Here is a 13816-nt window from a genome sequence, read left to right on the forward strand (position 1 = left end):
TGCAAATGTCAACCACTTTTTTACATTGTTAGGTAAGATGTTTTTTACATCGTATGGTAAGGAGTTTTTTTCATACTCTGGTAAGCAGATTTTTACATCGTAAGGTAAGCACTTTTTTACTTTACCCGGTAAGCAGTTTTTACATCTCTGTTTCTCCTTGTGGGTAAAGGTCAGGGTGCTTCAGCCGATAGGATTCCCCGCGGAAAGAGTAACACTTGGCATGGTGCAGGATCCGGTCCAGCATCGCAGTGGTAAGTACCGGATCCCCCATCATCTCAGCCCAGTCAACGATCTCTTTGTTGGTGGTAAAGATGATGGAACTGGTTTCATAGGTATCACTGATAAATGTGAAAAACCTGTTTGCCTGTCCGCGGCTGATCGGTGTGTAGCCGATCTCATCAATTATGACAAGCTGTGCTTTCTTGATATTTTTGAGCCGGAATCCGGCTGCACGCTCTGTCTCTGCGGTATCAAGGATCTTGATCAGGCTGGTCATCTTCTCAAAACATACAGTATAGCCGCTGTTGACAGCCTGTAGGCCAAGGCCACAGGCAACCATGGTCTTGCCGAGGCCCGGAGGCCCCGCAAAGACAAGGTTTCCGCAGTTGTCCAGCCAGGACAATTCTTTCAAAACGGAGAGCTGTGCCTGGGTGATACCTGACTCCAGCTCTTCCGGATCAAACTCTTCCAGCGGTCGGATATTTGGTGGAAAATGCGCTGCGGAATAGTTACGCTTCCGGCGCCGTTCATTCCGCCCTTTGACTTCGGTCTCGAGAACAGCCAGAAGGAATTCCCTGCAGGAGGAGTCCTGAAGATCTGCGGTTTCCAGAAGATCCGGAAGCATACGCGCTGCATGCTTTAAGGTAAACGTTTCAAGCAGGGCTGTGAGCCGCTGTACAGGGATATGGCCGGTATCCATACTTTTTAAGATTTCACGGTTCATCGAGCAGCAGCCTCCTTCCTCTCTGTGCGTTCCTGAAATGCTTTTGCATAAACAGAAAGATCCGTGTAGCTGACACTGCCGGATGGAACCTGTGCGCGGCAGTCGTCTGTGGCCAGTTCCCGGCCGGCTTTTGCGAGGCTGTAAACAACTTTAAACTGTGAGAACTGATACCGGTATTTCTGGCAGCATTCCTTCATCACCTGCGCTACCAGGGATTTATCCGGATTCTCAGAATCAAGGAACTGTTCAATTGCCCGAAGCTGTTTGGAGATATGCCGCGGATTTTCCTTTTTCACACCATTGATGAAGTGCTGGAAGTCATAGCAGTTCCATTTGCCGCGGAGACGTTCCATGATCTCGATCCAGTCTCCGGAGTCCTGTTTCCGGTGTTCCGGGAGTTGATTGACACTTCCTTTCCTCTCGCTGAGATTATGGGAACAGATATAGTTCAGCTGGTCATCATAAATGTGGATCTTCCCACTGACAACTTTGAACCGTACCGTTTTGAAAGCATAATCACGGGGAACCGAATACCTGCATGATTTATACAGGACGTAAGGCAATGCCGCGATTTCATAGGTGCGGAACGTATTCGGAGATGTTTCATACACGGATGGAAGAAGAGGCCGCATGGCTGACCGTTCAACATTGTCGTAGACTGCTTTTGGGACTCGTAAGGTGGAACGGTGGATCCGCTGATTCTTGCGCTCCAGCCATCCGGGCAGGGAACGCCATACATCATCGATACAGGTGACCTTCCGCGCACTGAAGAAGTTTTTCTTCACGAACCCAACAGAGTTTTCGATAGGTCCCTTGCTTTCCGGGTCCGCCTTATTACACACCCAGAGCCGGATATCCTGTTCTGTACAGAAATCTTCAAAGGTCCTGGTCTTGATGACTTCACCATAGGTTTCACTGGAGACAAACACTGCGTCCTGGTCGATGACCAGTTCCTTAGGACGCCCTCCAAGTCTACAGAAACTACGATAGATCGCCTTACAGGCCTCTTCCGAGTTATACTTGTGATCCTGTGCATAGACGCATAAAAAACGACTGTAACGCAACAAAAGGCAGATGAAATGGATGTGCGTTGTTTTTGAGAGAGTCTCCTCACCGAAGTCGATGAGCATCTGTTCTCCGGGCGGGGTGTCAAAAACATAATCATAGATACGACGATGCTCCGGTTCCCTATTGATCTGTCCGGAATCCTCAAGATAGTGGATATAGTTGCGGAGCGTCTGCTGGTTCCCGGGAAGTTTTTCATACTCTCCGTTTTCGATGAATTTTTCTTCCAGAACATCGTAAACAGATGACATACAGAAACTTTTTCCACTGTTCGTCTCAAGGATTCTGATGATCGTGCTGCGGAAAGGCTCCGCGTCAAATGTTTTTGGTTTTGCAAGCTTAGCGCCTGGATCATCCGGGATTACATCCATGTCATAATACTTACTGATCGTGGGGCGGCTGGGAGGCTTGCGCCCCTGCGCTTCATAGTACCTGATAATATCAGCTTTTGTGTAACCTTGTAGTTTTAAATCCTGTATTTCCTGCATTTTTGTTTTTGTCAGCATAAAGGTCTCCTCTCTTGTGTACTGCTTACAGTATACAAAATCGGATGAACCGCTGACTCCTCCTGTGATAAAACTCGCCGCAGGGGATGTAAAAAAGTGATTACCGGACGGTGTAAAGAACTTCTTACCAACTCATGTAAAAAACTCCTTACCGCATGATGTAAAAAAGTTCTTACCGCGGCATGTAAAAAACTCCTTACCCTGTGGCTGTAAAATCACCTTACCACGCACAAGCGAATTATGGTCATCTTGAGGTCCCCCGCCCAAAACAGGACGTGGTCCCCATTGACATTGTTCCAGATCACATTCCGGAGCAGCATACAGCATCACAGATGCAGAACCCGTACCTTGACAATTCGCATACGATTGAAGTTGCTATGAAGAACATCACGGTCCGCATCAGCAATGATGCAGATCCTGTTCTGCTCACCAGGACATTCCACCTGCTTCAGGAGCTCTCATGTTAGGGGATATCTCCGGACTTGAGAAGATCTACATTGTCTGCGGCTACAGGAAATATAACAGCCATAGGCTTTGCCAGCGCAATGTTTCAGATGAGTCAGTCTATGTTCATTTTCAATGTGATTTTATCTGCAATCATTGGAAGAAGTTTGGCATCAGAAATTGAGAATAAGAGTATTCGCTTATACATAAATCAAATCGGTATCCGAAAATTGATATATGGAGGCAAAGAATTAGCACTGTTAATTTTTTCGGTATTCATAGATATTTTATTAGTTCTAACGAGTATCGTATTTTATTATGCTGTGCTTGTTCACAATCCAAATGTTGCAAGCGGCATATTCTATGATAGTAATGTGAGTATGGAAGTCGCTCAAATCATTTGTAATTGTATGTTTTGGCTGATAACGATTTTTCTCGTAATGCTAATGGCAACAAGGTTGAAGACACTTGTATGTGTAGGCGTGTACATGATTCTCTATATCATAATGAATTTAATGTCTTATATAGACGGGATAAAATATCTCTCGCCATTACATTACATAGTTGTAACTTCTTCAAACAGCTCACAAATCGCACTCTCTACAATGATTTTTCTCCTTTATTCTATTTGTGCGGGAATATTATTTACCCATATTGGTATTCGCAAGATTGAGAAAATGGATTTATAAAAAAAGTAGCAAAGGCAGCCGAGCCAGGCAACGATCAAGATGAACGCGCATTGGCATTGACATTGACATTCTTATTAGCCTTTACAGATAGGCAAGCACGGGGGGACAGCACAAAGTGCCGCCGCCCCGCATTATTAATCAGAATGAAATAGCTTTTCGTGATTGGCTTTGAAACATTTCTTTGACTGTTCTGATGCAGCATATTCCCCGTCTGCCCTTTGAAGTTTTGCAGAGGCAGATTGTTTCAGAATCATCATATCCACACTTTCATTTCTTTGCTTCACTTCAAAAAATATCAGAAAAAAATATGCGAAGCCATAAAGACATGGAATTTTCAAAATGTATCTGCAGGTTCCCGCTACTTTCTTTCCGGTGCATAGACCGCTTCCACCTCCATCCCGTCATCCGTCTGATCCAGCCGCACATAATAATCCCGGATGTAGTAGCTGGCATACTGTTCCTGCAGGGAATACAGCTCCAGCGTCTGAAAATCCACCAGGCACAAACCTCTGGGCTTTGGATCTTCCCCTTCCGGGCCATAAGTTTCCATAACCGAAAGCACCTTATCCAGACAGTCCTGGCAAAGAATGGTTTTTGCCTTCTCCACATTCAGGATACTGTCTTCCCCATAACTGACTTCCACCGTGGAAATCCCACGGGAGGGCGTCTGTGTGCTGGAAAAGAAGTCTCCGCCTTCCCCGGTGCCTGTCATGGCAGTCCTGGTGCCACTGGTATCTGCTCCGTCCTCCTCATGAGGCAGGATGCCGAAATCCAGCACATACCACTGGTTTACACTGATAATCCCCAGATCATCAAACTGCCGGAAATATTCCATCAGGCTTTCCTTTGCTGTGCCGCACAGATAACAGCCCTCCGGATCCGACAGCTCCGACTGGACTGCTGGCAATTCTTTATACTCCATTGAAGTGAACTCCTCCTGTTGCGGCATATCTGCCGTATCTTTCATTTTCCCAAAAGCTGTGAAAAAAAGAAGCAGGGCAGCCAGGATGCCCGCTCCCCATACCAGTTCTTTCCTCATCCGGTAATACTTTCCCTTCTGCATCGTCCTTCCTCCCGCTTTATTTATGTCTGTAACAAGCATTATTTGTGTCTGTTATGAGCATAAATAGTGTGTGGTTCAGGCACTATTTATGTCTTACCATAAAGGCAAACATGGAAAGGGGGTGTAAAGAACATGGAACAATCTGAAATCAGTCGGATCGGCAGGATCCTGAAGGAACGGCGGCTCCAGCTCGGATACACCCAGGAATATGCTGCAGAAAAAGCAGGCATTTCCTATTCATACTATACCAAGATTGAACGTGGACAACAACTTCCATCTCTGGAAGTTGCCATGGTCCTTTCCAAAACCTTCAGCTTGTCCATGGATCGCTGGCTTTTATGCCAGGCGCATGATTCCAGGATGTCACCGGCTGCCTTAAACCTCATCCAATATGCCAGCTCCCTGAATAACAAAACCATCGAAACGATCCAGGAGCTGCTCTCCAAAGCCTCCCTGGTAGAGAAACAGAACTGACCGCAGGGCCTAAGCCCCCTGCGGTTTTGCAATGAATACATTGCAATTATACTCGGAATATCCAGTAGAATCAAGGAAACTGCAATGAATACATTGCAAATTCACGAGATCGGTTTCGGCATACTCCCGGAAACACGAAAAAGGAGGCTTCTTTCATGGAACAAAAACTGAAACAGGATATTCAGATTGGCGAAACCATCCGCTCCCTGCGCATGGAGCGGAAGCTGACACAGGACCAGGTGGTTTCCAAACTGCAGCTTATGGATCTGGACATCACCCGGAGCATCTACTCTCAGATCGAAGGCGGTACCTACAGCATCCGCATCTCGGTCCTTGCAGGCCTGGCCCAGATCTTTCAGGTGGACTATAACACCTTCTTTCGGGATGTCCATCTCCCAGGTTCGGAATAATTCTTCTCTCCAAATCTTCCCACTTTCTCTTCGTTCTGACCGTGGCACACATTCTTCCCGGTTTCGCACAAAACTGGCACGGTTTTGCGATTGTGCCGTAAATTTCCCCATGTTACAATAGGTACTGTCAAAATTATATGCAGCGAAAACGCAGCGCATCCAAAGGCGGCAGCCTCCCGCCCGGATTGGCTGCGTTTTTTCGTGCAGGGAAAGGAGGTTTCCCTTCAACAACTTCATATGGCTTTGCAGAAGCATTCCGCATTGACCGGGCTGCTTCTGCTTTTTGAGGCAGGAAATTATAAGCACGGGCGGGAAAAGCAATCCCGTCCGTTTTTTCAAGATCAATGAAGGAGGTCATACATGAAACAGTTACCTGCAAACTCTTCACCGGAGAAAAAGCGGACGGTCTGCTACGGGAAATACCTCTACGCAGCCTTCCTGCTCTTTACGCTTATCGCAGCGAATGTCCAGCCGGTGCTTGCTTCCAATATGTGGGACAAGGCCAATGAGATCATGAAGGATGTCTACAACCAGATCGTCCTCATATCCACCATTGCCGCCGTAGTGACCGCATCCGTGGCGCTGCTTTTGATGAATTTCTCGAAATCCGGCAAGACCGTGGATGAGAGCCGTGCCTGGCTGAAGCGGATCATCATTACCTGGGCGATTCTGAACGGCCTTGGTTTTATTATGGCATACATTACCCCGTTCTTTGCCGGAGGCACATACAGCGGATAAGCCCGGAAAGGAGGAAACCACATGGGAATACTGGACGGAATCGTGGAATGGATCGCAGAACAGGTCATGAACATCCTGGATCTGATCACCACTTCAGTCCTGGGCGCCCTCGGCTGCTCCATGGACACGTTCCTGCGCTATTTTCCTGCAGCTGAAACCATGTACGATGTGTTTCTGGCACTGGCTCTTGGCCTCATCCTCTTAAACTGGGTGTGGCAGCTTTTCAAGAACTACTTCATGGGTGCCGGAATCGAAGCGGAGGATCCCCTGAAACTTTCCATCCGTTCTTTTATTTTTATCTTCCTGGCCTTTTATGCGGAAGACATCGTGAACCTGCTCCTTGGCATCGCCGGGACGCCTTATGACTGGATCTTAACGGAGGAGCTTCCCTCCCTGGATTTTGCCAGCTTCAATTCAGTCATCACCGTCATCCTGGGTGTATGCGCCAATGGAGCCGTGGCGATTATCGCCCTGATTTTAGTTTTGATTTTGGCGTGGAATTACATCAAGCTGCTCTTTGAGGCAGCGGAACGCTACATCCTTTTGGGAGTGCTGGTCTATACGGCGCCGGTTGCCTTTGCCACAGGTGCCTCCCAGTCCACCGGGAACATCTTCCATTCCTGGTGCCGGATGCTGGGCGGGCAGTTCTTCCTATTATTGATGAACGCCTGGTGCCTGCGGCTGTTTACCAGCATGGTCGGCACTTTCCTCGCAAACCCGTTATCACTCTGATGAAAGGAGGAGTCCATGAAATACAAAAAACCAATCCTCACTGCCCTGGTACTGGTTTCCTGCCTGGTTTTGTTCTGCTCCATGCCGGTCTTTGCGGCAGAGCTGACAGAAGCCCAGGTGGAGGAAGCCGTAGCAGAACAGGGAAAGGAAGCCGTGACCGGAAATGTGTTCATCTGGTTCCTCTGTGCCATTGCTTTCCTCAAGGTTTCCCAGAAGATCGACAGCTTTATGGCATCCCTGGGGATTAATGTAGGAAACACCGGCGGGAACATGATGGCGGAGCTGCTCATTGCAGGCCGGGGCCTTGCCGGAGCCTTCCATGGGCATGGTGGTGGCGGCGGATACCGCAGGGCATCCTCTCCCGGAAGCGCAGCCGTTGGCGGCAGCTTTCTCTCCGGAGGGCTTGCCGGTGCAGTGGGACGCCAGGTACAGCGGGAAGCCGTCAATGCTGCTACCCACTATTCGGAAGGGCCCAGCGTCGGGAATATGCTCTATCAGTCCTCGCTCAAGAAAGGCGGAGACTTTGCCAATCACGTGATCAGCAATATCGCCCAGGGCAATTACGGGCAGGTCGGCTCTATCAAAGGGGAGGATGCGGCAAAAGCCTATGCCTCCTACATGGGAATCGACACCTCTGCTCCGGATGCTGCCACCTACTCGAACATGGAGATTGGCGGTGGACGGATGACCGGCGTGGAAAAAACGGATGCCGGCAGCCGGGAATTTGCCCTCTACAGCGCTGACCAATATGCGGCGCCTACCCATGGCAGCTTTGAGACGGTCCAATCTGTGGACGGCGCTGCCTGGTATAAGCAGTACGCACAGGATACGGTGGAGAAAACGCCGTATGACGCTGGCAATGGAAAAGTCGCCTACAACGAATCCATTGTCCAGAAGCTGCCGCCTGCCCCGCAGCGAAAGGATCGGATGTAAATGGCGGAGCAAAGCTCCGGCCTTGGGGAAGCTGTCGATGTAGGCACCAGTGCAGCCTCCCACTTACAGGCCATGAAGACCGCCGCCCATCTGTCCAAGACCGTGGCGGGTGCGGCAGCCGGTCCCTTTACGGCAGCCATCAGTGCTGCCATCGCAAACCGGCATACTCTTTTGAAAGCCGGAGCCGTTATCCTGGGGTTTTTATTGCTTCCCGTGCTATTCATCCTGATGCTGCCGGGGCTGATCTTTGGATCTCTGACAGAAAACACTGGGGCTTTAAACAGCAATGCCCTGATCAATGAGAATATCCAGAACGCCAGGCAGGCGATTGTGGAAGTCCTGGAAGAAAGCCATGCGGATCTTTTAGAAGAGATCAACACTGCCATTGCAGCGCTTCCGGAGGGCTCCACCGTACAGATCGTAGATCCCTATGAGACGACCATAGCGGTCAATGCCCATCTTTTAATCTCCCAGTTCTGTGCGAGCCAGGATGATTATGAAAATATCAATATTGACAAACTCCAAAGCCTGATCCGGGAAAACAAGGACGGGCTTTTTTCTTATGATGTAGCGGAAGAAACCGTTTCTGTGGAAGTGGAGACGGAAACCGCAGAAGGGGAAACGCCTCAGACGGAAACCGTAACATTTACCCGCTATACCTATACCGTTTCCTTTGCCGGTGACGCCTATTTTGCTGACCATGTATTTTACTTGAGCGAGGAACAAAAGGAACTGGCGGAAAACTACGCCAGTAACCTGACCCTCTTCTTTGGCGCTGCCTCCGGCACGGCTATGGCGATCAACTTAAGTGATGAGGTGCTTGCCTACCGGCCACTGGTATCCGAGATTGCCGCCCGGTATGGAATGAGCGATTACGTGGAGCTGATCCTCGCCGTCATGATGCAGGAATCCGGCGGACGGGGAAGCGATCCCATGCAGGCATCGGAAAGCGGATACAATACCCGGTTCCCCAGAGGCCCCGGCACGATCACCGATCCGGAATACTCCATTGAGTGCGGCATCCAGGCGCTCCGGGACGTCCTGCAGAAAGCCGGATGCACCGGGCCGACGGACCTGGACCGGATCAAGCTGGCCCTCCAGGGCTATAATTACGGTTCCGCTTACATCGACTGGGCGATGGAACGGGATGGCGGTTATACAAAGGAAAACGCCATTGCCTACTCGGACATGATGTGTGCCCGGCCCGGCTGGAACTATTCCATCTACGGGGACAAGGAGTACGTGGATCATGTCCTGCGCTATTACCAGGTACTGAATACCGGCGGCACTTACCCGGCAGGCGGGATGCAGATCCCCCTCTACATCCAGACGGAATACGGAAACATCCCTTACGGCACCGGCTCCATTGCGGACTGCGGCTGCGGGCCTACTGCCTTTGCCATGGTAGCAAGCTACCTGACTGGCAGCACCATTACTCCGGTGGATGCAGTCGCCTGGTGCGGCAATTCCTATTATAAGGCGGGGGAAGGCACCTACTGGTCCTATTTCCAGGCGGCGGCTTCTCATTTCGGATGCGGAAGCGTCACCCAGACCACAGATGCCAATGCGGTGCTGCAGGCGTTATTAGAAGGGAAGCCTGTGATCTCCTCCCAGAGACCGGGGCTGTTTACCAGCGGCGGGCATTTTATTGTTCTCCGTGGCCTGACCGCAGACGGGAAGGTGCTGGTAAACGATCCCAATGATAGCGACTCCAAGAACTACGTGAGCCGTGCATTTGACATGATGACGGAAATCCATGCGACTTCCTCGCAGTATTGGATTTTCGAGAAGAAATAGAGGAGTGCTTATGAGCAGATTAAAACTGATCCTGTCCATCCTCCTGATGCTCTTTCTCCTATTGGTCGCCATCTTTCTTCCCTCCAAGCTCCGGGAACAAAAGGAAACACCGGATCCAGAGGCACAGGGAGAGGCCGCCACCCAGGAAGAGACAACACAGCCAGAGGAGCTGACCGAGATGGACTTTTTATCCTTTGAAGAACTGAGCCAGTTCTTCTCCTCCGCCCAGACTGCATCCTTAAAGGAGCAGTTTCCGGTATATCTTACCAGTATCGGGCGGACAGAAATTACTTCGGCAGAATATCTGCCGGACGAGACCGGTTATCCGGATACTACCACGGTGGAACTGCATTTTCTTCTGTCCGATGACAGCACCCTGCCGGTATTCTATGACACCATGACGGGTGCTTTTTCTTTTGGTGATGATCGGACAGTGCTGGGGACATCCGGGCAGACCTATGAAAAACCGGTGCTGGATACCCTGCCCCCTGTCTCCAGCAGTGAAGTGGAGCAGCGCCAGGAAGGCGGCTATGCGGATGTGACCGCACCAGAAGAGCCTGCACCGGATACCGGGACAGAAGAAACGGGAACTACGCAAAGCGGAGCTTCCGCAAATGCTGCGGATCCCGCACAGAACACCCAGGACGGAGAGGAGGTGCTGCCATGAGCAATCCGGATGAGCAGCGGACCTCCTTTATCCCGCCAAACTTCATCGAAAAGGGCAAGATCTTAAACGGCACCTTTGACATCCGCAATGCCATTGAAGCCATTATTTTCGCCCTGCTGATCGGGGTGCCGGTGGTCCACCTGCCGTTTTCCCTGACCACCCGCATCATCATCCTGTGCATGACCGCACTGCCGGCAGCTATGGTATCCCTCATCGGGATCGGCGGGGAAAGCATCACCGCTTTCCTTATGAACGCCCTGCGTTTTTTGAAGAACCGGCGGGTGATTTACCGCTCTGACGCAATGCCGGAGCCAAAGAAGAAACGGCAGAAGCTGCCTGGCACGAAAGAAGCCAAAAAACCCGCCAAACGGGAACGCCGGAAGAAAAAGGCGAAAAAGGGCTCTTTGGAGGATTCTCCCCCTTTTGAGGGGGCCGGTCAGCAGGACGATGCACCTCCCACGAAAGAGGCGCCCCAGCAGGATCTGTCCGGCTCCCCTTCCCCCACTCCTTCTGGGAAAACGAAACGGAAAAAGAAACGGGAGCCAAAGGTTCGTGAGCATAAATCCTTCGATACCTCCACCCGGCGGGGCATCCGCAGGCAGGCCAGAGAAGATATCCGGCAGTTAGCCTATGAGCAGAAATGCGCAAAGATAGCAAAGCGCCGGGAAGAGCGGGCGGAGAAGGAAAAGCTCCGTGCCAAAAAGAAACAGGCTGCGCAGGACGCCCGCCTTGCTGCACGGCAGGCGAAAGCGGCCCGCAAGGCAGAGGACCGAAAGGCAAGGGAGACGCAGGATGATAAGGCTGTACAAAAAAGTGCTTCAAAATCCCGTCAGACAGCATCCCAGTCTTCCGCCAGGAAAAAGAAACGGAAGTTTCAGACCATAGAGGACTACCTTCCGATTGAAAAGATTGCCCACGGTGTCATTTACACAACGGATGGACGGTATGTAAAGATCCTGGAAGTCGAGCCCATCAACTTCCTGCTCCGAAGTGCCAGGGAGCAGATGGGGATCATCTACAGCTTTATCAGCTACCTGAAGATCAGCCCGGTAAAGCTGCAGATCAAGATGATCTCCAAACGGGCGGACATCAACCAGCATCTGGAGAAATCCAGACAGGAGCTGGAAAATGAAACGGATCCCCGGTGCCGGGAGCTGCAGGAGGATTACCTGAAGTTTGTCCGAAACCTAAGTTCCAGGGAGGCCGTTTCCCGGCGGTTCTTCCTTGTTATGGAATATGAACCTTTTAACGCCAACCGGAAGGTGACGGAACGGGAGATCTTAGAATCCCTGGAGACGACGGCGCAGACAGCCAAGACCTTTCTGTACCAGTGCGGCAATGAGGTGACAGAACATGAAAATCCGGATGAGTTTACCACGGATGTTTTGTACACCCTCTTAAACCGCTCCCTTTGCGCCACCCATCCCTTGCAGGAGCGCATTGCTTCCGTATTGGCACGGTACGCAAAGGAGAACCGTGCCGATGAGGATATCCGCATCAGTGAATTTCTCTCCCCGGAAACCCTGGATTTCCGGCACTCCAGCTATGTGCTGATCAACGGGGTCTACCACTCCTATCTGTACGTACCGTCATCCGGCTACAAAAGCCGGGTGGTGCCGGGGTGGCTGTCGCTTTTGGTAAACGCTGGGGAAGGCATTGACGTGGATTTTTACCTCCACCGGCAGCCAAAGGATAAGATCCAGCAGCGGCTGGGACAACAGATCCGGATCAACCGTTCCAAGATCAAGGACGCCTCGGATACCAATACCGACTATGACGACCTGGATTCCGCCATCCGCTCCGGTTATTTCTTAAAACAGGGGCTGGCGAATAATGAGGACTTCTATTACATGAGCCTTCTCATTACCGTCACAGCCTCTACTTTAGAGGAACTGCAGTGGCGGGTACAGGAGATGAAAAAGCTCCTGATCTCCCAGGACATGGACCTGAGAACCTGCTACTTTCTGCAGGAGCAGGGCTTTTTATCCACGCTGCCCCTGGCATCTCTGGATAAGAAGCTGTATCAGCTTTCCAGGCGGAACGTTTTAACCAGCGGGGCGGCAAGCTGCTATCCTTTTGTCAGCTACTCCATCTGTGATGACAACGGGATTCTATTTGGTGTCAACAAGCACAACAACAGCCTTGTCATTGCGGATATCTTTGATTCCAGGCAGTACAAAAATGCCAACGTGGCGATCCTGGGCTGCTCCGGTGCAGGGAAAACCTTTACCATGCAGCTTTTTGCCACCCGGATGCGGCGCAAGAACATCAAAGTCTTCATCATAGCGCCGCTGAAAGGGCATGAGTTCTACCGGGCCTGCAAGAATATCGGCGGGGAGTTCATCCAGATTTCCCCCGCCAGCCGGAACTGCATCAACATCATGGAGATCCGGAAAACGGATAACTCCGTCAATGAGCTGCTGGACGGTCCTTCCATGGACAACTCGGCACTGGCCGGGAAGATCCAGAAGCTGCATATCTTCTTCAGCCTGCTCATCCCGGACATGACCCATGAGGAGCGGCAGCTTCTCGATGAGGCGCTGATCAAGACCTATGCCGAAAAGGGGATCACCCACAAAAACGAGTCCCTGATCGATCCGGCTCATCCGGACCGGTATAAACCCATGCCGATCCTGGAGGATGTCTACGATATCCTGATGGAAAGCGATGACACGAAACGCATGGCCCACATCTTAAACCGGCTGGTCCACGGCTCTGCTTCCTCTTTTAACCAGGAAACCAACGTGGATCTGACCAATAAGTATACGGTTCTCGATATCTCCGAGCTGACCGGGGATCTATTGACAGTGGGCATGTTTACCGTCTTGGATTATGTCTGGGATATCGCAAAGGAGAACCGAACGGAGGAAAAAGCCATCTTCGTGGATGAGGTCTGGCAGCTCATCGGTGCGTCCAGCAACCGCCTGGCTGCAGAATTTGTCCTGGAGATCGCCAAGATCATCCGGGGATACGGCGGTTCTGCCGTCTTTGCGACGCAGGATTTAAATGACTTTTTTGCCCTGGATGACGGCAAGTACGGAAAGGGAATCATAAACAACTGCAAGACTAAACTTGTCCTGAACCTGGAAGACGAAGAGGCGCAGCGGGTGAAACAGATCCTGCATCTCTCGGAAACGGAGGTGATGAACATTACGCACTTCCAGCGGGGCAATGGTCTGATCTCCACGAATAACAATAACATTACTGTGGAATTTAAGGCATCCGCCCTGGAAAAAGAGCTGATCACTACGGACCGGCAGGAACTTCTGGAGATCCTGGAACGGCACAGACAAAAAGCAGCCGGGTAACGATGCCAAAGCAACCCATGGGGAGTGTCTGATGCAGGGCAGGCACT

At 50.9% G+C, this 13816-nt stretch carries 12 protein-coding genes; 9 read left to right on the forward strand and 3 right to left on the reverse strand.

Annotated elements, in window-relative coordinates:
- Window positions 1–139 precede the first annotated feature (139 nt).
- Together istB and B5F07_RS16010 are read right to left on the reverse strand one after the other, a co-directional pair.
- The gene (gene istB, locus B5F07_RS16005) at window positions 140–943 is read right to left on the reverse strand and encodes an IS21-like element helper ATPase IstB (protein ID WP_204248857.1); all 804 of its coding nucleotides are present in this window, start codon (window positions 941–943) and stop codon (window positions 140–142) included.
- Window positions 940–2514 (reverse strand): Mu transposase domain-containing protein, encoded by a 1575-nt coding sequence (locus tag B5F07_RS16010; protein ID WP_087162265.1) that lies wholly within the window; start codon window positions 2512–2514, stop codon window positions 940–942. The genes istB and B5F07_RS16010 overlap by 4 nt, the downstream gene beginning before the upstream one ends.
- Before the next feature lie 482 nt (window positions 2515–2996).
- Here B5F07_RS16010 and B5F07_RS16020 point away from each other — a divergent pair, with 482 nt between their 5' ends.
- Window positions 2997–3647, forward strand: coding sequence for a hypothetical protein (locus B5F07_RS16020; protein ID WP_140398039.1), 651 nt, complete (start codon window positions 2997–2999; stop codon window positions 3645–3647).
- 358 nt (window positions 3648–4005) lie between these two features.
- Here the strand turns inward: B5F07_RS16020 and B5F07_RS16030 are convergent, their stop codons facing one another.
- A complete protein-coding gene (locus tag B5F07_RS16030) occupies window positions 4006–4710 on the reverse strand; it encodes a hypothetical protein (RefSeq protein ID WP_087162268.1) in 705 nt (234 codons plus the stop codon).
- Between the two features lie 132 nt (window positions 4711–4842).
- On the opposite strand from B5F07_RS16030, the gene B5F07_RS16035 reads away from it, so the two are divergent.
- The 8 genes from B5F07_RS16035 to B5F07_RS16075 all read left to right on the forward strand — a co-directional run bounded on the left by B5F07_RS16035 (window position 4843) and on the right by B5F07_RS16075 (window position 13769).
- Window positions 4843–5184: a helix-turn-helix domain-containing protein gene (locus B5F07_RS16035; RefSeq protein WP_054352601.1), complete on the forward strand. Its 342-nt coding sequence runs from the start codon at window positions 4843–4845 to the stop codon at window positions 5182–5184.
- Window positions 5185–5339: 155 nt separating this feature from the next.
- Window positions 5340–5594 (forward strand): helix-turn-helix domain-containing protein, encoded by a 255-nt coding sequence (locus B5F07_RS16040; protein WP_054352600.1) that lies wholly within the window; start codon window positions 5340–5342, stop codon window positions 5592–5594.
- Between the two features lie 360 nt (window positions 5595–5954).
- On the forward strand, window positions 5955–6332 hold the full coding sequence (locus B5F07_RS16050; protein WP_015574505.1) for a hypothetical protein: 378 nt from the start codon (window positions 5955–5957) through the stop codon (window positions 6330–6332).
- A gap of 21 nt (window positions 6333–6353) precedes the next feature.
- Window positions 6354–7064, forward strand: coding sequence for a hypothetical protein (locus B5F07_RS16055; protein ID WP_087162270.1), 711 nt, complete (start codon window positions 6354–6356; stop codon window positions 7062–7064).
- A gap of 15 nt (window positions 7065–7079) precedes the next feature.
- On the forward strand, window positions 7080–7997 hold the full coding sequence (locus B5F07_RS16060; RefSeq protein WP_087162271.1) for a hypothetical protein: 918 nt from the start codon (window positions 7080–7082) through the stop codon (window positions 7995–7997).
- Window positions 7998–9794: a lysozyme family protein gene (locus B5F07_RS16065; RefSeq protein ID WP_087162272.1), complete on the forward strand. Its 1797-nt coding sequence runs from the start codon at window positions 7998–8000 to the stop codon at window positions 9792–9794.
- A gap of 10 nt (window positions 9795–9804) precedes the next feature.
- Window positions 9805–10461 carry a DUF5038 domain-containing protein gene (locus tag B5F07_RS16070; protein ID WP_162613154.1) on the forward strand — a complete coding sequence of 219 codons (657 nt, stop codon included), beginning with the start codon at window positions 9805–9807 and terminating at the stop codon, window positions 10459–10461.
- Window positions 10458–13769: a TraG/VirB4 family ATPase gene (locus tag B5F07_RS16075; protein ID WP_087162274.1), complete on the forward strand. Its 3312-nt coding sequence runs from the start codon at window positions 10458–10460 to the stop codon at window positions 13767–13769. The genes B5F07_RS16070 and B5F07_RS16075 overlap by 4 nt, the downstream gene beginning before the upstream one ends.
- The last annotated feature ends 47 nt before the right edge of the window (window positions 13770–13816 follow it).

Origin of the sequence: Lachnoclostridium sp. An169 (genome assembly GCF_002160525.1) — a bacterium.
Lineage (GTDB): Bacteria > Bacillota > Clostridia > Lachnospirales > Lachnospiraceae > Mediterraneibacter > Mediterraneibacter cottocaccae.